The sequence below is a fragment of the Nitrososphaerota archaeon genome (genome assembly GCA_029785825.1).
In the GTDB taxonomy this organism is placed as follows: domain Archaea; phylum Thermoproteota; class Nitrososphaeria; order Nitrososphaerales; family Gagatemarchaeaceae; genus UBA183.
The window spans coordinates 312,209-333,634 of sequence record JAFLYY010000001.1 but is presented as its reverse complement, the minus strand read 5'-3'; the positions used below and the strand labels follow the sequence as shown (position 1 = coordinate 333,634).

Below are 21,426 nucleotides of genomic sequence, written 5' to 3'. Positions count from 1 at the left end.
TGCTCAGACGAGGTGGTTGAGGGGATGCCTCGCCAGTTTCTGGTTCAGTTTCTCGAAGTTCGTGAGAGTCCCCACGTCTAACCACTCCTTCTGGTTGTAGAAAGCGGCCACCTTACCTCCCCTCTTCAGCATCTCCGGGACGAAGTCGGTCATGAGGTCCGGCCTTTCCTTGCTCGCGAGCGACTTCATGAGCTCCATGGCGTTCGGACCCACGACCATCGGCCCTGTGGTAACTGTGAGGTCCACCCGCGGCTTCTCCTTGAAGGAAGAAACCATGTCACCGTTCAGCTCCGCCACTCCGACGGGGAGAGTGTACCCCTTGTCCAAGACAAGGGTGACGTCGGCACCAGTCCTCCTGTGGGTCTCGAGGAGGGCGGTAATGTCCAGGTCAGTCAGGATGTCTCCGTAGTAGATGAGGAGCTCGTCGCTGTCAATCGCCTCGTTCCGGAGGGCGTGGGCGACCGCGTTGAGGCTCCCGCTGACCCCGTTCTCATCTTTGGAATAGGAGAGCCTGACCCCGTGCTGTTTCCCGTCCCCGAAATAGTGCCTGATGTCTTCCGAACGGTAGCCTGTGAGAAGGGCGATGTCCTCTATCCCGTGGTGCTTCACAAGGGCGATTATGTATGCCAGGAGCGGGAGCTTCTTCGGCCCAATCGGGATCATCACCTTCTGGAAGTAGTCGGTCAGAGGTTTCAGCCGCTCCCCCCTCCCCCCGCAAAGGATCGCCGCCTGGGTCCCCTTGCCCATGGCCGTCGCGTGGACTTCGTGCGGTAAAAAATCGTTCGGCTCAGCGCCCTCGGGCCATGGGGTAGACAGTGTCGAGGAGGTCCAGCGTAAGGGCGCCGCTGTTCACGCCGACCTGCTCGACCTGGAGCCCCAGCGGGACCGTTATGCCGTCTTTCTCCGCCTGCGAGAGCACCTCGGCGAAGACGTCGTGTGAGACTTTCACCGACTCCTTCCCCATTTCGGAGGCGCTCAGGAGCCTCCTCTTCACAGGGGACGGGACGACGACGTCGAGCGATTCGATGAGAGACAATATGGTCCGGGTGGGGACCGTCGTCAGACTCACGAACACCGTCACGGGCTTCTGCCCAGTCTCCTCGCAGATGGCCTGGTAGGCCCTGAGGAAGCGGCTGACAGGGGCTGCTTCGAGGTTGATCTGGCTGGTGACGAAATCCGCTCCGGCCTGGGCTTTCAGCCAGACGCGCCTAGCCTCGCTCTGGGAGGAAGGCCCCCGCCGTTCGTCCAGGGGCGGGGTGGTCCGGGAAAATATGCAGACCCCGCCTAGGGCTACCGAATCCGTCCTCTCCTGGGAGAGGAGCCCGAGCGCCCTCGCCACGTCAGGTCCCGGTAGCCTGTCCGTCGTCCTCTCCTTCCCCACGACGACGAGGTTAGGGACCTTGTACTCGTGGATGATCTTCCTCGCTCTCTTCAAGAACGCCTCCTCCTCCATACGCGGGGCGACGAGGTTTACGACGGACTCCTTGTAGTCCCTGATCATCATAGCGTACTCTTCGGGAGGGATTGTCGCAGGGGAATAGACGACGCTCCCGTGGTCCTCCCGGCGCTTGATCAGCTCAGGGATGTTGATGGCGGTGATCCGCTTGTCGAGGAGGACCACTTCCACTCCGCCAATCTCTGTGCTGAACCTGGACGGGTCCCTCCGGGGAGGGACTATCTCGTAGATGACAGGACTGCTCGCCAGCGACGCCTTCAGGCCCAAGATGGACCTCTCAGGCGAACTCTTTCCTAAGTATTTCCGCCGCCTTCGACATCGACTTCAGCTTGGCGAAGGCGACGTCGACCGGGAAGGCCCTGAACATCCCGGGGGCGAAACCACAGTCTGGGTTGAGCCAGATCCGTTCGGGATCTATTGAGCTGGTCACCCGCTTGGCACGAGAGACTATCGTCTCCGGGGACTCGACCTCGTAGTCCTGGACGCTTACCACACCTAGGCCTATCTCCATGCCGTCGGGGAACTCCTTCACCAGCTTTGCCGGGTCTCCGGTGCCTGGGCTCGTGTACTCCAGTACGAACTGTTGGGTCTTCGTCTCGAGCAGCTCAGGGAGGAACCGCTCGTATCCGAGGTCGAAATAGGGAGAGTCTTTGTTCGGCCAGCGGTCCATGTGGACCCCTACCCTCACGCCGCCAACCCCCTTGGTGACCTCGTTGAGGAGGTCCACGGCAAGCTTCAGTTCTTCCTTGAACCCTCTGTACTTCTGGCCGTAGAGCTCGTCGAACACCTTCCTGTACCTGTCGGGCTTTTCCCCCGCCTCCGTGAGGTCTCCGAGCATCGGCTCGTCTATCTGGATGAAAGATACCCCCGCCTCCTTCAGCCTTTGGACCTCCGCTCTGAGGAGACGCGCGTAGGCGTAGGCAAAGTCTTCCGCTCTGGGATAGGCCCCCTTCGAGAGCTCCTTGTGCCAGCTCTCCCACATCACCAGGTAAGGCGCTGGGAGCGTGACTTTGAACGGCTTCTTCGAGTGCTTCTTGGCCGCGTCGAACTCGTCTCGGGCGATGACCGCGTCGCCCAACTCCTCCGTCACTACGGCCCGCATGTAAGTAAGCTGGACCTTGTTGCGCTTGAGTATCTCCATGGCGTCAGGGTTGAGCTGTGTTATGTGCATGACCTTGAAGCCGGGGATTTTATCGCCGACAAAGCTGACGAAGCTGCTCCGCCTCTGCTCCCCGTCGGTTATGACGTCGATACCTGCCTGCTCCTCCCCCGCGACTATGGACCGGGTCGCCTTGTCCAGAAGCCCGTCGTATTCCATGTCCGACAGCTCGCCCTTCGCGTGCCTCTTCGTCGCCTCGATGAGCTCCCGGGGCCTGGGGAAGCTTCCGACCACAGTGGTTGTGAACGCCACAAGAGGGGGTGCGCGGAGCCAGATTAAAGCCGTTGGTTAACGTCCGTATATGGGTCGGACGGGCGCGGATTCCGTCGGGCTCACCTCAAGGGCCCCCCGCCTCCCCTGGCGGTTGACGTCGAGCCTTACCGTCCCTCCCTGTTTGGCCTTCGAGATCGCTACAAGCAGGTCCTTGGTGTGCTTCACCTCGGACCCGTCGGCTCCCATTATCACGTCTCCGTTGCGGACCCCTGCGAAGTCGGCGGGGCTCCGCGGGACCACCTCGGCAACTAAGAAACCGGCCTCCGTCGACAGGCTGTACTGCCTCGCGAGCTGAGGGGTGACGTCTATCCCAGATATTCCGATCCAGCGGCGGCTGACCCTGCCGTTCTCGAGTATCTCGTCGGCTATCTTCTTGACGGTGTTGATGGGTATCGCGAACCCCATCCCCTGGGCGTAGGGGATCATCATGGTCGTGATCCCGATGATGCGCCCGTCAAGGTCCGCCAGAGGGCCCCCGCTGTTCCCTGGATTGACCGCCGCGTCGGTCTGAAGCAGCCCTTCGAAGATGAAGTCCGTGCCTGGGAGCGGCCTCCCCTTGGCGCTGAGCACCCCCATGGAGACCGTCGGCCCTCCGGGGAGGGCGAGGGCGTTCCCGATTGCCAAGACGAACTGACCGACCCTGACCGCCTCCGAGTCTCCAAGCTCTGCGGCCGGGAGGTCGGTGGCATCCATGCGTATCACCGCGACGTCGGTCGCCTCGTCGGACCCCACCACCTCCCCGGTGAACGTCCTGCCGTCCTTGAGGCTGACGTGGACCTGGCTGGCGCCGGCTATGACGTGGTTGTTGGTCACGATGAGCCCCCTCCTGTCGAGCACTATCCCCGACCCCTGCCCCTCGAGGGGGACGACGGCGAAGAACCGCCGCTCAAGCCTCGTGCTGGCGACGCTGACTATGCTTTCGCTGACCTTCTCTACCGCCCCTGTGACCTGCCCTTCGAACCCTGAAAGCGCCAACTTCAGTCCCTCAGACCCCAGCTCCTGATATTGAGTGGGATTATCCTCACCATGCTCACACCGTCCTCTCCTGCCACGGGCTCTGCCCTCCCCCTCACCTCGACCCCTCTCACTTCCCAGGGGTCGGTCGACACCACGTCATCGACGACGAACGCGACCTTGTCGTTGGCCATCATGTTCCTATACTTCAGGGTGGACTTCAGGTTCCAACCGCCGAAGGTTATCGTCGCCCCGTCGAACCTGTAGCCGACCGGGACCACATGGGGCTGCCCGGACAGGGAAGCCGTCGCCACCCTCCCGATGAACCCCTCCGCCAGGTAGGCGGCTTCGACCTCAGTAAATGCCGCCGTCCCGCTCGTGCGCTGACCTCTGAACATGTTCGGCTCCGGTCGAGACAGGTTTTTAAGACTGGTAGTCTATCTGAACTAACTAGCTCATGGTTAGCTTGACCAAGTCAGAGGAGCTTGACCGGAAGACGCTCAACTCGTGCGCCATCGTCCACAAGACCTGGAACGAGATCACGCGGACTTGGACCTTGCCCACGATCCACATGCTGGGCCAGATTGAGCCGACGAGGTTCAACGTGCTGAAGAGGCACATTGACGGGATAAGCGCCACCTCGCTCGCCGAGAGGCTGTCACAGCTCGAGAAGTTCGGAGTGGTGCAGAGGAAGGTTTACGCCGAGGAGAAGCCGAGGATTGAATACTCGCTCACCGTCAAAGGGCATGAGGTCTACAGGATCCTCTGCGAGCTCGCCAACTGGTCGAAGCGCTGGGAAGGGAAGGAACCCAACAGCCGCGAGTTCCTGGTCGCAAAGTAACACGGTCGCCTTAATCGTATAGATCCGTTCTCTCCCTGGACACCCTGTACAGCGCCGCCCCGACCAGGAACGCGACCAGGATTGGGACCAGTAGGAATGCATTGGAGAGCGGAGGCTGCTTCGGAACTACCTGTAGGTTCGAAGACGGAACGAGTGACAACCCCTGAGGGGAGGCCGAGGAAGAGGTCTGACCTGATGTGCCTCCGGCGGACAGGGTCTGGTTGCTCGTGACGGGATAGGGGGCCGCCGTCGTGGTCTTCGTCTCGGCGCCGGTGATCGACGAATAAGGGGTAGTCTGATGCGAAGGCGACGCGGATACGAACCCTACGCTTAGGTACGACATCCCCGCCGACGCCGCGACCACGGCCAGCGCCACGAGCATGCCTGCCGCCAGCCCAGAACTGAACCGCGGCCCTCTCATACCTCCCTCCTCCCCGTCATGTAGTTAGTTCTAGCAGTCAGAACGGCTTTCTCCTCCATACCCTCCAGGCTTCGTACCAGAAGACCCCCGCCCCGCCTATGGTCCCGATGAGCGCGTACAGGTCGAGCGACCCTCTGTCGAAGAGGAGGTAGGCGGCCGCTATGGTGGTGAAGAAGGCAGCGTAGAACCCCAGCCTCGGGAGCGTCACCCCGCCTATGCTGACGAACGAATGGAGGATCCCCGCGTCCACCTTCTTGGCGAGGACGTACCTGTCGTACTCATCCTTCTCGACCACCCCCAGGTCCACGAGCTTGTCGAGGTGGTGGAACGCGACCGAGGGGCTGGAGAAGCCTAGCGCCTTCTGGACTTCCCGGACCCCTATTGCCTTACCGTGCTTCAGTATGTAGAGGTAGACGGTGAGGGTCTTCCCCCGGAGCTCGTAGTCAACCCTGTCCCGGGAAGGCTGAGACAAGGTCTGACAATGGGAGGCGAGATGAGATAAGGACTACTGTTCTGCCGGGGCGAACGCCCCGTTCGGGACGCTGGGACTAACTCGGCCCCGGAAGACACCTCCGGCGTGAACAGGCTCGGAGGGGTGAGCAGGAGGAGGGCGCTCCTAGGTTTGGCTGCGGCGATAGTCGCGGGGGGTTTCGTCGTCGCCCTGGTCAACATGGGCGCGGGTCTCACGGCGCGACCCGCCGTTCAGACCCTGCCGGTCTCTTCGGGCTTCGACCAGTCCATAGCTTCGAATTACATTCTCGGCGCGCATGAGAGCAACCCCCCTAGCTCGCCTTACCAGACGGTGGTCGTCAGCCAGGCCGAGACCGCCAGCACCACTTCTGGGGGCGGAACCGCGGCGGCTTCCAATGGGACCCAGGGCTCTCCGGGAGGGGACATCGAGATTTCGACTTCGCTTGTCCTATCCGCCTCCTCCCCCGAACAGACCGCCTCCGCGGTGTCGGCCCTAGCTTACTCGGTAGGAGGGTACGTAGCCTACCAGTCGACCTACAACAGCTCCGCTTATGTCGTGATCAGGGTACCGGCGGCCGAATATCGCGCGGTCCTGGGGCAGGTCGAGGGCATGGGGTCGTTCGTCAGCCTGACGACGAACTCAAACGATGTGACCGTGCAGTACACCGACCTCAACGCGACGCTGATCTCCCTGCAGACGGAACAGGGAGCCCTGCTGAAGCTCCTCAACGAGTCTTCCACAGTAAACGGGACGTTGGCCATAGAGTCCCAGCTGCAGCAAGTGAACCAGCAAATCAACGAGGTGGAGAGCCAGATCCTTCAGACCAGGACTCTCATAGCCTACGCGACCATCAGCGTCACGGTCGGCGAGACCTCCGCTCCCTCCCCCCTTTCCCTGACCCTTTCCGTCACTCCCGACAACGGCACGGTCCCGTTGAGCGTCACCTTCAACGCAGTCGTGAAAGGCGGGTCCCAGCCGTACGTGGTGAACTACAACTTTGGAGACGGATACGCGGCCCAGGGGCAGATCCTGATACACACGTATTACGAGCCGGGCGACTACAATGTCCTCGTTAGCGTGACTGACCAGAACGGGACCGTGGTCGAGAGGAGCGCCACGGTCAAGGTGGTTGCCCCTGGCGTAGGTTCGGGGTTCTCCACGTTCATCAACACCGTCGGGGGGCTCCTTGTCGGCGTCGTCGAAGGGATCGTGGAGGTCGCGGTGGTGGCGCTGCCGATCGCCGCCGTCGGCGCGGCGATACTCATCCCGCTGAGGCGAAAGAACCAGAAGCCCGTCAGGCAGGACCAGTAGGAGCGGCCGCCTTCACCTTTTTGCTCTCCCTCCAGAAGTAGTAGGCGATGGAAGTGCCCGACACCAGGAAAACCGCCACGACGACCAGCATGGACCAGGAGAGCGCATTAGCGGTCCCGAGCGGGATGTTCGACAGGAGGGTCGCCAGCATTCTGTTCGCCAGTCTCACCTCCAGAGGCTTTAGAGTTTGCGGACATTGTTCCAGGGGCCGACATCTGTATTAACGGGAAATCGGGTTCGGCCGACATGGACAAGTTTACGGTTCAGCCGACCGAAGTGATGAAGAGATACAGGCTCATCGCGGTGGTGGGCGCGTCGAAGAACCCGGAGAAAGAGGCAAACACGGTCCCTGCGTACCTGCAACAGCACGGATACACCATAGTACCGGTCAACCCTACCGCGGACGTGGTGCTCGGCCAGAAGACATATCCGACGCTTGCGGACATCCCCGAAGAAACAGCGCAGAAGATCGAGGTGGTGGATGTGTTCAGACCGTCCGAGGAGTTCCCCCAGGTGGCCAGACAGGTGGCGGAGATGAAGAAGAAGACGGGGAGGCCCTTTGTGTTCTGGGGGCAGCTCGGCCTGGAGAACGAGGAGGCGAAGAAGATCCTCGCCGACGCCGGAGTGGACTACGTGATGGACAAATGCATGCGGATAGAGCACAGGGTCGCGGAAGGCTGGAAGTAAGGCAGACCGGTGGCTCCCCCGCACGCCACGGCCGTCCGAAGCCCCATTGACTCAGCCGGGGTGGCTGGTTCCCGCCGCCCTCATGCTCGCGGCCCCGCCCTGACGCGAAGTCTTATCGGCAACCGTCAGAGTCTCTGTGGAATTCATCAGATTGCAGTACAAGTACGTGGTCCTCATCAACACGACCATCGGGGCGTTCATGGCGGTCCTGGACTCCAACATAGTGCTCATCGCCCTTCCGACCATCACCGCTGACCTGCACGCGACCCCCTTCGAGGCGGTGTGGATCATCATGGGGTACATCCTCGTCACGGCCTCCCTCCTGATGACCTTCGGAAGGCTCTCAGACATCCTCGGGAGGGTGAAGCTCTACAACCTCGGGTTCGCGCTCTTCACCGTGGGCTCCGCCCTTTGCAGCGTCGCCCCCAACGGGATCTCCCTCGTCCTATTCAGGCTGGTGCAAGGGTCGGGGGGCGCGCTCATATTCTCTAACGCCGCCGCCCTCCTCACCGACGCCTTCCCCGTCACGGAAAGAGGGAGGGCCCTCGGGCTCAACCAGGTAGCCGGGACGGTGGGATCTGTCCTCGGCCTGGCGCTCGGCGGTGTCCTTGCCGGCTCCTTCCTCGGGTGGAGGTCGATCTTCTGGATCAACATACCCTTCGGCGCCTTCGCTACCGGCTGGGCTTATCTCAAACTGAAGGAAATATCGGAGCCCCGCCGTGGTGAGAAGCTGGACCCCCTGGGGAACGTCCTATTCTCAGGGGGGCTGACGGTGTTCCTGGTGGGGCTTATGCTCGGCGCGCTCATAGGCTGGTCCCCTACTTACCTTGCTGTGATGGGGACGGGGCTGGCCATGGTGGGGGGGTTCGTCGTGGTCGAGTCCAGAACGCGCTACCCCATGATGGACCTGACTCTGTTCAAGATAAGGGCGTTCGCAACAGGGATGGCGAGCAACCTGCTGGCGTCGGTGGCGCGCGGAGGGATCTCCCTGGTCCTAGTGTTCTATTTTCAAGGGGTCCTGCTCCTGAGCGCGTTCACGTCGGGGCTCTGGCTCATCCCATATTCGATCGCCTTCGTCACTCTCGGCCCCCTGAGCGGGTACCTCTCTGACAGGGTTGGGTCCAGGGGGCTGGCGACGGCAGGGCTGATCGTGGTCGCGGCCGCGCTCTTCTGGTTCGGGGCATTCCCCCTGGGGACGGCGGACAGCTATCTGCGGCTGTTGGTCCCAATGGCCCTCGCGGGGGCTGGAGGCGGTCTCTTCGTCGCGCCAAACATAGCCTCGATAATGAACGCGACTCCCACGCCCAGGAGGGGGATAGCGTCGGGGATGTCGTCGACCTTGGTCAACACCGGGTTCCTCCTCAGCTTGGGACTGGCGTTCGCGGTGATGGCCGCCAGCGTCCCATCGGCAGTCCTCCAGGCGATATTCGCGGGGTCCCCCACGGGGGTGGTGAACCCGGCCGTCGAGGCGGCATTCGTGGGGTCGCTGCACGGGCTCTTCCTGATCCTGGGGGTGATCAGCCTCTTCGCGGCGGTCCCCGCTTTCATGACCAAGCGTCAGAAAGGGACCCATGACGGGACGCCTGAGATGATGCCAGAGTGAGCGGGCCTAGTGATTCAGGGCCCTGGCGACGACGCCCTCGTTGTTGACGGTCTTCAGGAATACAGGGACGTTCCTCTGCTTCGCCGCCTTGAAGGACACGAAGAGCCACTCCCCCGTGCCGAGTTCGGCAGACCTCTCGAGTACCTCGTAAGGGAGCGCGAAGGCGTCAGCTATCACCATCCTGTCGTACATCCGCGGAAGGGTGCTCACGAAGTAGCTGTGGAGCTGCTGCAGGGCGTTCACGTTGAGCCTGGCGACCCTCTGCGTGGCCATCCAGCAGTGGAGCCTATACTTCCTCCCCTGACGGAGGAGCTGCTCCACCGCCAGGTTCGAGTCTCTGGTGAAGTCGCGGTCTGCCGTCTCGTCAGGGATGTACTCTTGGGCCTCGTCGAGCAAGACGAGGATCCTCTGCTTGTTCCCCACCTTTTTCTTCAGGAACAGGAGGCGGCGTATCAGCCGGGCCGCGACCGACCTCGCGTTGTGAGGGTCAGGCATGTAGAGGATGTTCAGGCGGGGGGCGTTCCCGCGGACAAGCCGGTCGGCAAGCACCTCGGGGGTGACCCGGGCCGGGCCAGTCGGGGCCCCTTCCGGCGCATCGAGCATCTTGATTATGAGGTCCAGGTCAGCCCTGAGCCCGGAGCGCTCGTTGACGCTCTGGTTGATGTCCTTCAGCAGGGCGTTGAGCTCGTCTCTCGCCTCCTTGTCCAGGTCGGTCAGCCTGGTGCTCGCCCTGTATCCTCTCTTCTCGTAGAAGGACATGCCGAGACGGGAGATCCCTATCTTGGCCGAAGTGCCTCCGGTCCTCCCCGAGTCGACGGTCCCCTGAAGGAGTGACTGTATCCACGCCAGGTCTATCCCGCCGGCATCAAGGAGCGAAAGCCGCTCCACCCCGCCTCTGTAGAGGCCTGCCAACTCCTGCTCTATCTTCTCCCTCCCCAGGGCGGTCTCCAGGGTCTCGGGGATGGCCTGGGAGCTTACGAACTCCGAGGCGCTGTCCATGGTCTCGGTCGTGTATATCTTGGCTCCTGCCTTCAGCAGGTCGAGCAGGTTCACCGCGTACTCGCCTGCGATGTCGAACACCACCGCGGTAAGCAGCGGGTCCCTCGCCAGGGCCGTCCTGAGCAGGCCGCTGGTGAGGTTTGACTTCCCTGCGCCGGTGAAGCCAAACGCGCCCATGTGATACCGGATCAGGCTGTCCATGTCTACGGTGAGCGGAATCTCGAAGCCCACCATGTCGCCGATCTCGACCCCTCCGGCGACGCACAGGAACCTCTCGACGGCGGGCTTGGAGAGCAGCAGCGCCTTGGCACCCGGGAGCGGGGCGTAGGAGGCTCGCGTGTACTCCATGCCGTCGCCCTGCAGCTTCGCGCAGTAGTTGGTCGGGATCGCTGCGAGGTCGATCCAGGTCTCCTGGGACTTGCCCCAGCTCTCGTTGATGGTGTCGAGGTACTCCTTCCTGAGGAGGGTGGGCATCGAAGCGTCGATCCCCGGGAGCTGGTAGTGCGTGGGGTTGACAGCCACCACTTCGTACATCACGTAGCGCTTCTCGCCGTCGACGCTCCTTTCTATGGCGACGAAGTTGGGGGAGAGGAGCCTGTCGAGGACCTTGTAGCTGAACCGCGCCTCGATTATCGCGAGCGGGTTGGAGACGGTCAGCTCCCTGCCGTCGCTCTTGGTGGTCCTCGTAGTCCTCGTGACCATCTTGAGGCGGGCGTCGAACTCTCCGCCCATGTTGTCGAAGAACCCGTTCTCCTGGCTCTCCAGCATCTCTACTGTTTCATCCTCGCGTGTTCGGCCTCGGCTCGCTGCTGCCTATAAGGTGTAACGAGCCCGAATATCTTCCGCCGGTTGGACACCCCGCCCGCGCTGAGGTCTGCGACCCCCCTGAGGGAGCTCCGGAGCATCCTGACCTCTGCCTTCACCGCCTTGTCCGCCAGGTAGAGCAACTGGTTGTGGCCGAAGGCTTCGAAGACCTCCGGGTTGTCTCCCATGGACAGGATATGCAGGACCAGGTTAGACGTCTGGCTGAAGCGGTCTCCTTCGAAGTAGGCACCGACGTCGGTCATCCCCGACTTCTCCTTCACCCTGACCTGCCTCTCGGCGCCCTCGTCTTCCTTGCCGAACGGCCTATCGAAGAGGAAGACCTGCGACCTGACCTTTCTGTCGCTCCTGAGGGTCCGGAGCTGGAAGTAAGAGCGGACGAAGAGCTGTTCTCTGGAGACCAGTTTCCTGGCGCTCCGCAGTTCTCCTCCGACGTTGGCGATGGTGGAGAAGGCAGAGTCGTACCCCATCGTCCTCCAGGGGGTCGCGATCTCCGGGTTTTCGGCGCTCAGTATCGCCAGGAAAGCCCTGTCGTTCCTCAGCATCGGAGCTGGAGACCCAAGTCTCACGAAGCCGCCGGCTGACGCGAACGGCAGGACCGACCTTGCGACGTCCGTCGCCGAGGTGTCCTTGGCTATCCCCACCAGGAGGGTCCGCTTCTCCGAGGCCCGGTCGAGGAGCCCCTGGAGCAGGAAGAGAGAGATCGCGCTGACATCGAGCATCGTGAGATACTCGTCCGCCTTCAAGGCGAGGGGGTGCCTCGACCTGGAGAAGACCTTGGAGGCGTAGTCGACAGAGAGCGCGAGGGTGCGGCTCCAGTATCCTAGGACCTCGTCTCTCACCTCGAGGTGAGACTCTGAAGAGTCTGATAGTATAGACCCTCCGACTTCCTTGTCGAGTTTGAGGAGCCTTGCAGCAGCCTTCGACGCCTCCGCTTCCCTGACCTTGAGCCTCTTCGAGAGGTCTGCTACGCTCGACGGACCCGCGAGCAGGCGTTTGAGCAGGGCGATATGCAGATAGCGGCCCCTCGTGGGGACCGCCATGGAAGGGGAGCCCAGGTACAGGGCGAGCCTTATGTCCAGCAGCGTCGCCGGAACTTCAGGGGACCAACGAGTGAGCTTGGTCTCCCCCCGCCGGAGGAGCAGCCTGACGTCGCGGGAGAGGGCTGAATAGGTCCCGGACAGGGGCCGGTCCATGAACAAGACCCTGGACTTCTCGCACGCCCGGTACCCCAGGTAAAGCTCTCCGAGCGTCATGAAGGAGTTCGGGATTCTCTCCATCGAATGTTCCAGTTCGATGTCTATCTCGGGCTCGTTTGTGAGGACGTTCGAGAGGTCCTCGGCCCAGAGTGGGACGGCTGCGGAAGCGTCCATCTTCGACTCTCTGTAGGCCCCGGAGAGATCCAGGGACAGGCGTTCCGCGACTGTAAAGGGGCAGCTGTAGGCGGTCGCGTTGGCGTAGAAGAGTATCATCTGGAGCCGCTCGTCAAAGTCCATGGAGCCGTCGATCCCCGTTGCCACGTGCTCCCCTGGGCCGAAGAACTCCCTGGCGGTCTTCTCCGCCGCAGCCTGGTCGCGCTGAAGTGCAAATGAGGCGAGGTCTGCCCTGTTGGAGAAGGATGCGGCCCTCCTTTCGAACCGGGAAAGAAGCTCCGAAGTCTGACGCGAAAGGTCCTCGGCTATCTCGAAGGACATGGCCTAACCCAGACTGCGTCTTTCATTCTTGTGGCCCTCTTGTCGGAGGCTTAAAGGATGAAGCCGCGTCCGTTATTAAGCAAGAGGGGCGTCGGCGAAACTGAAGCTCTTCCTGATGTGCGCGCCCCCCAAAGAAGCCGCGGAGCACGCCAGCGGTCCCAGATACTTCCGGGAGAACAGGGACGTCGACCTGATGGGCAAAAGAGAGAGGGCTCTCAAGAGAGATTGTGAAAACCGTGGAAACGCTCGGTTACAAGCCGAGGGAGCTGTTCAACAAGCTCGACATGGGGCAGAGGCGGATCTATTACGACATGGGAACCGACGGAGGGTCGACCTCTTCCTAGACGAGTCCGTCATGTGCCATAGGTTCAACTTCAAGGAGGGTATCTCCGCCGGGACGCATACGCCCTCCATCACTCAGCTGCTGATGACCAAGCTCCAGGTCGTCGAGAAGTCGGAGGAGCATGAGTACATGATGGTCGCTTTCGAGGACATCGTAGCCGCGGAACATGGAGGGATCAAGGGGGACGAGATCGCCGATCTCTGCCCCAAGGACCGGGATGTGTACGCCACATTCTGGAAGTCACTCGAAACTGCGGTCGCGATGGCGGGGGAGCGGGCAGGAGAAGGCAAAGAGCTGGTGGAGCCGCGCATCAGGAAACTGACGAGTATGATCGAGGGATACCCCAAGAGCTTCGTTTGGAGGATGAGGGCGAGGATAGGCGGGATGTCGGGATGATACGGCACCCCAGACTGCGACTGCGACGGCGACGCGATGCTGAAATGGGCCCGAGGAGCTCAGGCTTTCCTGATTCTTAGGACGGCAGCGCCCTCCCTTCCTACGCCGTAGTAGACCGTTGAATCGGAGACACGGAGAGACTTCCCGACCCCCGCGACAGCCAACTCGTGGACGCGGATAGCGCCATCCTCCAGGACCACCACGGCCTTTGACCCCTTCCTTACCCCGATGCGGCCTGCCATCTCTGCTGTGAGAAAAACGCCTTCGCCTCCGTCATCGAACTCCATGTTCACCTTCCTCCCCCCGTAGCTGGTGGTGCCCACGAAGCCGCCTGTTGTGAACGAGGCTACATCGACGACGAAGACAAGCTCGGCCCTGGCGGCCTCGCTCATGCCGCTACTGCTCCTCTTCTGGTCCCTCGTCCTCTTCTAGCTCTATCGGTATCACTTCTTCGACCAGCTTCTCGCCGTGCTCCCCTGTCAAGTCTTCTATCGGGTACCAGTGTGCGCGGCCGTCGAGCTTCTGCATCTCCACCTCGCAGAACCCCACCAGTGACCGGCCTGTCATCACCCCGACCCTAGCCCCCTCCTTGATCGATGCACCTTGGACGCTGACTGACTCGTCGCCGAACACGGCTTCGCGCTGCGCGTTGACTTTCACCTTGAGCCCCTTCGATGGCTTGAGTTCCATCGAGATGCGCCGACACCTCCGCGGCTACTTAAATCCTAAAGGACTGGATCTCACGGAGAATCTTCCTCGTCTCCTGGGCGATGCTCGCCAGGCTCGCCGGCTCTTTCCCCTTGATAGCGAACGACGACGCGACCAGGGCAACTCCCGCGACCCCGGTCAGCGGCTCGGGCGCGGCGATGAGCGCGACCCCCGCCTTCTTCATGGCAGCCCCCGGGGAACTCGGCTTCGTGACCCTTTCCACCTGGCGCGAAATGACGGACGAGTCGAGCCCGGACGCCACCTCGGACTTCGAGCTGCTGATCCTCTGCAGGGACTGCGCGGTCGACCGGAGAAGCTCCTTCTTTTCTCCCATGCGACGGAGACGAGGACGCAGCTGGGTCGTAAACTCCCGTTGTCAACTACAGTTGCCGCTTCGGTAAAACTAAAAGCGGACGCCCACTCCCAGGCATCTGTGCCAAGGCTCCTGAAGGCACCCGAGGTTGACAGGGCCCTGAAGGGCCTCGAGGGATGGAAGCGCGAATGGAAGTTCATCACCAGGACGCTCGAGTTCGACACGTTCATGGAAGGGGTCGCCTTCGTGGGAAGGGTAGCGGCAGTAGCTGAGAAGCAGGAACACCATCCTGACATCCACATCAGATACACTAGAGTCACGCTAGCGCTCCAGACTCACTCGGAAGGAGGCGTGACCAGCTGGGACATCGGCCTGGCGAAGGCCATACAGCAGGTAGCCCCGGCACGGAAGCCCGAAAAGGCCCGCAGTACCCTCCCTCCCGCAAAACGAATATAAACCACTAGTTGTATACCGAACGAAGATTTACGATGTCAACAACCGCGATTCCGGCAGTCACCCAGTCTGGGCAGCCCGTCCTGATTCTTAAGGAAGGGTCGAGCCAGAGCAGGGGCAGGGAGGCCCAGAGGAACAACATAGCGGCCGCTAAGCTGATCTCAGAGGTAGTGAAGAGCTCCATAGGGCCGAGGGGTATGGACAAGATGCTCGTAGACTCTCTCGGAGACGTCACCATCACCAATGATGGCGCGACGATGCTGAAGGAGATAGACGTGCAGCACCCGGCAGCCAAGATGCTGGTAGAAGTGTCCAAGACCACCGACAACGAGGTCGGCGACGGGACGACTTCTGCGGTAGTGCTCGCAGGAGCGTTGCTGGAGAAGGCAGAGGAGCTCCTTGACAAGAACGTTCACCCTACCGTCATAGTAGACGGCTATTCGAAGGCCTCGAGGAAGGCCATCGAGTCCCTGGAGGACGTGGCCGAGAAGGTCTCCTCGAGCGACAAGGAGTGGCTGGTGAAGGTCGCGAAGACCAGCATGCAGACCAAGTTGGTCTCGAAGGAAGCTCAGGACCTTGCGGAACTCGTGGTCGAGGCGACCCTGGCGGTGGCGGAGAAGGCAGATAAGGGGTACAGGGTGGACATCGACAACGTAAAGGTGGAGAAGAAGCCCGGCGGCTCGCTGAAGGACACCAGGCTCATTCAGGGGATAGTGCTGGACAAGGAAGTGGTCCACTCTGGCATGCCGAAGTCGGTGGACAAAGCCAAGATCGCCCTCGTCAGCGCTCCTTTCGAGATAGAAAAGACGGAATTCGACGCCAAGCTCAACATCAACGACCCCAGCATGATGAAGAAGTTCCTGGACGAAGAGACGAAGATGTTGAAGGGTATGGTGGACAAGGTCGCTGAAGTGGGGGCTAACGTCGTCATCTGCCAGAAGGGTATCGACGACATCGCCCAGCACTACCTTGCGAAGTCCGGGATTCTCGCCGTACGGAGGGCGAAGGAGTCGGACATGACCAAGCTAGCGAAAGCGACAGGCGGCAGGGTGGTGAACAACTTCGAGGACCTTTCTCCCGGCGACCTCGGCTATGCGGGGCACGTAGAAGAGAGGAAGGTCGAAGAAGACAAATGGGTGTTCGTAGAGGGAGCCAAGAACCCGAAGGCGGTCACCATACTGGTGAGAGGCGGGACCCAGCGCATCGTAGACGAGGGCGAGAGGTCCCTCCACGACGCCCTGATGGTGACCAAAGACGTCATCGAGAGGCCGGCGGTGGTAGCCGGCGGTGGCGCGGCGGAGGCGGAGGCGGCAGCTCAGGTCCTCAAGTGGGCGGACAAGCTCACGGGGAGGGAGCAGCTCGCAGCCCAGAAGTTCGCCGAGGCCCTCGAGTCGATACCCATCGCCCTCGCGCTCAACGCAGGTATGGACCCCATCGACGCGCAGGTGGAGTTCAGAGCGAAGCACGCTACGGAGAACGGGAAGTGGTTCGGGATCGAAGCCGCGGACGGGAAGGTCAAGGACATGTACCAGCGCCAGGTCATCGAGCCTCTGGCCGTGAAGGTTCAGATCATCAGGTCTGCCACCGAGGCGGCCTCGATGATACTGAGGATCGATGACGTCATCGCCGCAGGGAAGTCGAAGGCGCCGGCGGGACCCCCCGGGGGAGCCGGCGGGATGGGCGGCGAAGGCGGCGAGTTCGACTAGCCTGCCCCGCTGATACGCGCGTCACAAGGGCTCTGGGCGGCCGCATCCGCCCGGCCTCCAACTGTTATATACGGAAAGGAGGGCTTTCGTTGGACGTGCAGGTCGAAGAACAGCATGCGACCGCCGGGAAGATACTCGAAGTGGCTTCGAGGATGTTCGCGGAGAAGGGGTTCGCAAACGTCTCGGTGAGAGACATCTGCAGGGTGTCAGGGACCACCGCCCCTGTCATCTACTACTACTTCGGCAGCAAGAAGGGGCTCTTCGAAGCCGTAGCCCGGAAACAGATATCGATGGAAGAGTTCATCCGGAAGCTCGCCGCCGCGTCCAAGGCCCCCGACCCTAAGAGAGGGCTCGAGATCTTCATCTCTACCTACCTCAGGTCTTTCCCGGAGCACACCTTCGACATCGGACTATACATGAGGGACTCGGCCACCCTGGACAAGCACAGCGCCCAGATGGTGTCCGACGACCTGGAGAAGATATCAGGTATCGCTTCCGGGCTGGTGGAACGCGCGATCTCGAGAGGGATGTTTCGCAAGACGGATCCCAAGTTAGCCGTCGACTGCCTCCTTGGGATGCTCAACAGGGTGATCTTCCAGCATATCCACTTCGCGAAGAGTTCGGACAGGGAGACCTACAGCAGGTTCGTAACCGACTTCTTCTCGCGCGCGATGAAATAGCTAGAGGTTGACGAAGACCCTCTCTGGCACTATCTCTATCGATACCCGGGGCTCCTTCCAGAAGGTCGACCGCGCCGACTTCCGCCCCCTCGCCTCTCCGGTGTACCTGACCGCGAGGGCCTCTATGTCCCTCTTGGCGTCCCGCTCTGGCGCAACCCTGGCCCTCCCGAAGAGTATGACGTATGGATATCCGTCGTCCACCAGGAAGCTTACCCTCGAGTCCCGGACGATGTTGAAGTACTTCACCCGAGTCGTGGTAGTGTTGATCACGACCTTGCCCCCGTCCATCATGTACCAGATGGGGGTGACATGAGGGGACCCGTCCTTCATCACAGTCGCGAGCTTACCGAAGTGCTTCCCCTCTAGGAACCCCATGACCTTGGGGGCGAGCTTGACCATGGGCACCTGGAACCCGAGCGGTATTTCTAGTTGGCTACGTCGAGGGGCTTGAACTTCTCAACGGTCTCAGCGAGCTCCTTCCCCAGGCGCTTCTGCCACTCGCCGAAGCCTTTGGGGGAGTCTGGGTAGGCCAAGTTGATCTCCACCAGGGCGGCGCTTTTCTTGACGGTGTACCTGAGCCCCCTGGCGAGCGAAAGCTGCCCCAGGACCCGGAACCACATCGCCGGGTTCATGAAGCGGGCCTGATTGAATTCGGGGTGCTTCCTCTCGGTTATCGCCGCTACATCTTCCTCTGAGAGGAAGTGTTCCATCCCGTAGTTGATCTGGTCGTTGGTGACTGTCTGCAGGTATCTTCTGAGGACCTCGAAACTGGCCATCGGGTATCCGTGGGTGTTCATGTACTCGACGTTGTACTTCCAGAGGCCCGCCTCGGTCGCATCCCCGGCCTCGAGCGCCTCGGCGACCACCTTCCCCAGGATGGTCCCGCCATAGATGGAGGGGCTTATCCCTCCGGCGTCGATGGGCCTGGGCATCCAGGCGGCGTCCCCCACCACCGCAAAACCGTTGGCGACCATGCAGTCGTTGTGCCGCCTCACCGGGACTTGCCAGTTCCCCTTCGTGTTCCCGGCGTTGGCGTCGTCAGAGGGCTGCGAGAAGTTCCTGATGACCGGGTTGTCGGCCAGGTACTTGTCGATGAGGCTCTGGAGGTTGTCGTTGAGCCCGAACCTCCTGTTCCTCCTCGCCAGCCCGGAGTGAGACACCCCCAGTCCTATGTTCACCTTCTTCTTCCCCTTCGGGAAGACCCAGGCGTAGCCGGCGGGGGCGATGAACTGGTCGAGGTGGATTATGCAGTAGTCGGGAGCGAAGAAGGCGGGGTCGTCCTTGGCAGGCTCGAAGTCGAGGATGTACCTCCCGGTGCCGACCACGTCGTCCGGGTCGATCTCTTTCTCGATCAGCGACGGAATGGGCATGAATCTCCTGAGGGTAGAGGACGAACCTGTCGCGTCGATGACGATTTTCCCGGTGACGCTGAACGCCGCCCCGTCGGACTTCCGTCCCGTCACCCCGGTGATGCGGCCTTCTTCCGAGAGAAGCCTCTCTGCCGTGGCCCCGAACATGAACTCTGTCCCGAACTTCTTCGCGTCTGCGACCTGGCGCCTCGGGACCAGCTTCCTGTTGAACAGATAGCCCTCCCCTTCGAAGAGCACTTTCGACTTCCTGTCTGGGGAGTAGACGTAGACCCCGCTCACCGGATGTTCCAGCTCGGGGGAGCCGTACCTTATCCCTATGTGCTCCGCGAGGTAGTCCAGAGACCTCTTACTGGTGGCGTCCCCACAGGTCCAGCCGTTGTTAGTCTTCCTTCCCGGTTCGGCCTCCTTGTTCCTGTCGACCACTAGGACCCGGGCGCTCCCCTTCGAATGATAGCCAATGGAAGCAGCTGTGATCAGGCCGGCCATCCCGCCGCCTGCGATGACCACGTCGTAGTCAGGTTCGCCAGCCATTTAGTGCGAACGCTACGAAAATACTATATAAGAGCTTCGCCGCACTCCATGCGTGGACAGGTCCCAGATAGTCGAACAGCTCAAGGACCTGGGGCTCACGAGCTACGAAGCCAAGGCATACGTCGCCAACGCCGGCCTCGGGCCTGCTGAGCCGAAGAGGGTCGCCACCGAGGCCCGGATCCCTTACCCCAGCGCCTACACGGCGCTCAAGGCCCTCGAGGCGAAGGGGTGGGTCGAGAAGGTCGTAAGCAAACCGGTCACGTACAGAGCCAAGAAGCCTGAGACCGTCAAGGCCACGATTTCTTCGAGGGTCGAAGACGCATTCAGGGAGCTTCAGAGGATATACAGGGCCGAGCCTACCGAAGAAGCAGAGCTGGTGTACACCGTCCGAGGGAGCGAGAGAGTTCTGGGGAAGATCTACGAGATGCTCAGAGGGGCAAGAGAGAGTGTGATGGTCGTCACGCCTGCCATGGGCTTGGAGGACGCCAAGGTGATGGAACTCCTCGACGGGGCGGTGAAGAGAGGGGTGAAGGTCAGAGCGGTCTGCGACGACCAGGCCCAGGGGCTCCTCCCCCCCGGGGTAGAGGCGAGGACCGGGAACCAGGTGGCGTTCGACCTCCTGGTAGACGACAAAGTCGCCCTAATCGGGCTCCCTGACCACTCTGCCTGCGGATGGATCGACAGCCCAGCCGTGGCGAGCCACTTCAAGCAGTTCATGGAGCTGCTCTGGACGACCTCGTCTCCGGCATAGCTCCATGCTGGACCCTGCGGAGAGTCCAGTACGCCAGACGACTCTTCACCTTCGTGAGTCCTGAGGCACTGTTCCTTGCAGCGGGGCCAGGTTTCTACTCGGCATTCTAGGCTTTCGTGATGCGCCTACCCCGCGACGGCGCTCGAGGAGAATCGAGATGGCTGGCGCCGTTCCTCTACCGGAGAGGCTGTTCGCGCATCGGAAGCCGCAACGACCACAAGAAGCAGAAAGGGCGGCCCGGCCGGGGCCGAGCTGCCCCGGGCGGTCTATTCGCTCGTGAAGATGGACTGACCGGCGCTGCTTGGTACCTCGGGGAGGGACTCGGACATCCGCTTCTCGGCTATCGCGGATGCCTCGGCCAGGATCTTGTTGGCCTCCTCGCCGTTCTCGGCTTGGTAGAAGGTCGTCCCCGTTATCTGGCCGACGTCCACCATTATCGAGTTCAGCTGAGCCCCGATCTCTCCCAGGGCCCCCTGGGCGTCGGGCATGGCCTCGCCAAGGGTGACGCGTACATTCTTGATCACCCCTATGGCCGGGGCGATGGTCGCCGCGAAGTCTCCGATGTCTGTGACCGTCTGCAGCCTCGTGTTGATCTGTTCCAGGGCAATCCTGGACTGCGTTACAATCTTCTCCATCTTGCGGACTTCGGCGAGCTCGTTGGAGTACGCCTTACTGGATTCCTGGTCGTGCGCCTGAACGGCCGTTACGGTCTTCTTGAAAATGGAGTTCTCTCGTTGCTTCAGCCGGCCCATCGCCTGGTCCAGGCGGTTGATCTCCCCAGTCAACTGCTGGGTCGCTTTCTGGACCTGGGGCCGGATCGGCTGTGGCCCGCGGACGGTTTCGCGGACCATCTTCCCGAAAGGCTCCTTCTCCTGGGTCTTCCATCCTTTTTCGAACTTGCTGCTGCTCATCGTGAAATCTTGCTCTGATATCTTGGGAGATGGACATGACTGACTGAGGCAATTACCGTTGACAGTATGCTTAACGGATTTGACGCACGGCAGAAGAAGAAACGGGGAGAGCTCCTATTGGATGTTCGACCTTTTCGCGACCTTGACTATGAGGAATACGACGAAGGCGACGACGATGAAGGTTATCACGGTGCCGAGGAACGAGCCGACGAGGAAAGGCCCGGCGGTGATGCACTGCCATGCGGGGACCGGGGTCCCTCCGGTGGTGCACGCTTTGAGTGGGCCGGAACTCCCGGTCGCTATGGAGATGACTGGCATAATCAGGTCGTTGACCAGCCCCTGTACGAGGTTCCCCAGGTACAGACCTAGGATGAAGGCCACGGCGAGGCCGAGGACCTTGTACTGGGATAGGAACGATTTGAACTCGGCCCACAGCCCTTTGGGAGGAGGAGGCGCTGGCGGAGCTGGTTTGGGGGTGAGGAGCTCTCTAATCTTCTGAAGTTCAGTCAGTATGGCGTCATCAGATGCCATGGCCATGGGTAGGCGGGGGCCGTTTTAAGAGGAGTTCGCAA

Annotated in this window: 25 protein-coding genes; 9 read left to right on the top strand and 16 right to left on the bottom strand. The window is 61.6% G+C overall.

The window, feature by feature from the left end; genetic code table 11:
• Window positions 1-3 precede the first annotated feature (3 nt).
• From JRN21_01780 to JRN21_01760, 5 genes are read right to left on the bottom strand one after another with little or no spacing between them, the layout of a single operon-like run.
• Window positions 4-747, bottom strand: a complete 744-nt coding sequence (locus tag JRN21_01780) for a nucleotidyltransferase family protein (protein ID MDG6988035.1) — start codon at window positions 745-747, stop codon at window positions 4-6.
• Between the two features lie 40 nt (window positions 748-787).
• Entirely contained in the window at window positions 788-1,723 is a 936-nt protein-coding gene (locus JRN21_01775; protein MDG6988034.1) for a hypothetical protein, read from the bottom strand.
• 10 nt (window positions 1,724-1,733) lie between these two features.
• Complete coding sequence (locus JRN21_01770) at window positions 1,734-2,891, bottom strand: cobalamin-independent methionine synthase II family protein (GenBank protein ID MDG6988033.1); 1,158 nt, start codon at window positions 2,889-2,891, stop codon at window positions 1,734-1,736.
• A gap of 12 nt (window positions 2,892-2,903) precedes the next feature.
• Window positions 2,904-3,863, bottom strand: coding sequence for a trypsin-like peptidase domain-containing protein (locus tag JRN21_01765; protein MDG6988032.1), 960 nt, complete (start codon window positions 3,861-3,863; stop codon window positions 2,904-2,906).
• Window positions 3,864-3,865: 2 nt separating this feature from the next.
• On the bottom strand, window positions 3,866-4,240 hold the full coding sequence (locus JRN21_01760) for a PPOX class F420-dependent oxidoreductase (GenBank protein ID MDG6988031.1): 375 nt from the start codon (window positions 4,238-4,240) through the stop codon (window positions 3,866-3,868).
• A 59-nt stretch (window positions 4,241-4,299) separates the two neighbouring features.
• Here JRN21_01760 and JRN21_01755 point away from each other — a divergent pair, with 59 nt between their 5' ends.
• Window positions 4,300-4,683, top strand: a complete 384-nt coding sequence (locus JRN21_01755; GenBank protein ID MDG6988030.1) for a helix-turn-helix transcriptional regulator — start codon at window positions 4,300-4,302, stop codon at window positions 4,681-4,683.
• A 10-nt stretch (window positions 4,684-4,693) separates the two neighbouring features.
• On the opposite strand, the gene JRN21_01750 is transcribed toward JRN21_01755, so the two are convergent.
• On the bottom strand, window positions 4,694-5,104 hold the full coding sequence (locus JRN21_01750) for a hypothetical protein (protein MDG6988029.1): 411 nt from the start codon (window positions 5,102-5,104) through the stop codon (window positions 4,694-4,696).
• Between the two features lie 37 nt (window positions 5,105-5,141).
• The gene (locus tag JRN21_01745; protein ID MDG6988028.1) at window positions 5,142-5,576 is read right to left on the bottom strand and encodes a hypothetical protein; all 435 of its coding nucleotides are present in this window, start codon (window positions 5,574-5,576) and stop codon (window positions 5,142-5,144) included.
• A 105-nt stretch (window positions 5,577-5,681) separates the two neighbouring features.
• On the opposite strand from JRN21_01745, the gene JRN21_01740 reads away from it, so the two are divergent.
• Complete coding sequence (locus JRN21_01740; protein MDG6988027.1) at window positions 5,682-6,887, top strand: DUF4349 domain-containing protein; 1,206 nt, start codon at window positions 5,682-5,684, stop codon at window positions 6,885-6,887.
• On the opposite strand, the gene JRN21_01735 is transcribed toward JRN21_01740, so the two are convergent.
• Window positions 6,871-7,038, bottom strand: coding sequence for a hypothetical protein (locus JRN21_01735; protein ID MDG6988026.1), 168 nt, complete (start codon window positions 7,036-7,038; stop codon window positions 6,871-6,873). The two genes, JRN21_01740 and JRN21_01735, sit on opposite strands and share 17 nt — an antisense overlap.
• Before the next feature lie 95 nt (window positions 7,039-7,133).
• Between JRN21_01735 and JRN21_01730 the strand changes: the two genes are divergently transcribed.
• Both JRN21_01730 and JRN21_01725 read left to right on the top strand, forming a co-directional pair.
• Window positions 7,134-7,574 carry a CoA-binding protein gene (locus JRN21_01730; GenBank protein ID MDG6988025.1) on the top strand — a complete coding sequence of 147 codons (441 nt, stop codon included), beginning with the start codon at window positions 7,134-7,136 and terminating at the stop codon, window positions 7,572-7,574.
• Between the two features lie 151 nt (window positions 7,575-7,725).
• Window positions 7,726-9,177: an MFS transporter gene (locus tag JRN21_01725; protein MDG6988024.1), complete on the top strand. Its 1,452-nt coding sequence runs from the start codon at window positions 7,726-7,728 to the stop codon at window positions 9,175-9,177.
• A gap of 6 nt (window positions 9,178-9,183) precedes the next feature.
• Here the strand turns inward: JRN21_01725 and JRN21_01720 are convergent, their stop codons facing one another.
• Both JRN21_01720 and JRN21_01715 read right to left on the bottom strand, forming a co-directional pair.
• Window positions 9,184-10,944: an ATP-binding protein gene (locus tag JRN21_01720; protein ID MDG6988023.1), complete on the bottom strand. Its 1,761-nt coding sequence runs from the start codon at window positions 10,942-10,944 to the stop codon at window positions 9,184-9,186.
• A 2-nt stretch (window positions 10,945-10,946) separates the two neighbouring features.
• On the bottom strand, window positions 10,947-12,692 hold the full coding sequence (locus JRN21_01715; protein MDG6988022.1) for a hypothetical protein: 1,746 nt from the start codon (window positions 12,690-12,692) through the stop codon (window positions 10,947-10,949).
• A gap of 355 nt (window positions 12,693-13,047) precedes the next feature.
• Between JRN21_01715 and JRN21_01710 the strand changes: the two genes are divergently transcribed.
• Window positions 13,048-13,431, top strand: coding sequence for a hypothetical protein (locus JRN21_01710; GenBank protein MDG6988021.1), 384 nt, complete (start codon window positions 13,048-13,050; stop codon window positions 13,429-13,431).
• A 59-nt stretch (window positions 13,432-13,490) separates the two neighbouring features.
• Here JRN21_01710 and JRN21_01705 read toward each other — a convergent pair whose 3' ends face one another.
• A complete protein-coding gene (locus tag JRN21_01705; protein ID MDG6988020.1) occupies window positions 13,491-13,823 on the bottom strand; it encodes a hypothetical protein in 333 nt (110 codons plus the stop codon).
• A 4-nt stretch (window positions 13,824-13,827) separates the two neighbouring features.
• Window positions 13,828-14,121, bottom strand: coding sequence for a hypothetical protein (locus JRN21_01700; protein MDG6988019.1), 294 nt, complete (start codon window positions 14,119-14,121; stop codon window positions 13,828-13,830).
• A gap of 4 nt (window positions 14,122-14,125) precedes the next feature.
• Here JRN21_01700 and JRN21_01695 point away from each other — a divergent pair, with 4 nt between their 5' ends.
• The 3 genes from JRN21_01695 to JRN21_01685 all read left to right on the top strand — a co-directional run bounded on the left by JRN21_01695 (window position 14,126) and on the right by JRN21_01685 (window position 17,291).
• On the top strand, window positions 14,126-14,908 hold the full coding sequence (locus tag JRN21_01695; GenBank protein ID MDG6988018.1) for a 4a-hydroxytetrahydrobiopterin dehydratase: 783 nt from the start codon (window positions 14,126-14,128) through the stop codon (window positions 14,906-14,908).
• 32 nt (window positions 14,909-14,940) lie between these two features.
• Window positions 14,941-16,611 (top strand): TCP-1/cpn60 chaperonin family protein, encoded by a 1,671-nt coding sequence (locus JRN21_01690; protein MDG6988017.1) that lies wholly within the window; start codon window positions 14,941-14,943, stop codon window positions 16,609-16,611.
• A 95-nt stretch (window positions 16,612-16,706) separates the two neighbouring features.
• Complete coding sequence (locus JRN21_01685; protein MDG6988016.1) at window positions 16,707-17,291, top strand: TetR/AcrR family transcriptional regulator; 585 nt, start codon at window positions 16,707-16,709, stop codon at window positions 17,289-17,291.
• Here the strand turns inward: JRN21_01685 and JRN21_01680 are convergent, their stop codons facing one another.
• Together JRN21_01680 and JRN21_01675 are read right to left on the bottom strand one after the other, a co-directional pair.
• A complete protein-coding gene (locus JRN21_01680; GenBank protein ID MDG6988015.1) occupies window positions 17,292-17,690 on the bottom strand; it encodes a PPOX class F420-dependent oxidoreductase in 399 nt (132 codons plus the stop codon). It lies immediately after the preceding gene.
• A 26-nt stretch (window positions 17,691-17,716) separates the two neighbouring features.
• Window positions 17,717-19,192: an NAD(P)/FAD-dependent oxidoreductase gene (locus JRN21_01675; protein MDG6988014.1), complete on the bottom strand. Its 1,476-nt coding sequence runs from the start codon at window positions 19,190-19,192 to the stop codon at window positions 17,717-17,719.
• A gap of 52 nt (window positions 19,193-19,244) precedes the next feature.
• On the opposite strand from JRN21_01675, the gene JRN21_01670 reads away from it, so the two are divergent.
• Window positions 19,245-19,943 (top strand): TrmB family transcriptional regulator, encoded by a 699-nt coding sequence (locus JRN21_01670; GenBank protein MDG6988013.1) that lies wholly within the window; start codon window positions 19,245-19,247, stop codon window positions 19,941-19,943.
• A 266-nt stretch (window positions 19,944-20,209) separates the two neighbouring features.
• Here JRN21_01670 and JRN21_01665 read toward each other — a convergent pair whose 3' ends face one another.
• Together JRN21_01665 and JRN21_01660 are read right to left on the bottom strand one after the other, a co-directional pair.
• Window positions 20,210-20,854: a hypothetical protein gene (locus tag JRN21_01665; protein ID MDG6988012.1), complete on the bottom strand. Its 645-nt coding sequence runs from the start codon at window positions 20,852-20,854 to the stop codon at window positions 20,210-20,212.
• Window positions 20,855-20,968: 114 nt separating this feature from the next.
• Entirely contained in the window at window positions 20,969-21,385 is a 417-nt protein-coding gene (locus JRN21_01660; protein MDG6988011.1) for an MscL family protein, read from the bottom strand.
• Window positions 21,386-21,426: the final 41 nt, after the last annotated feature.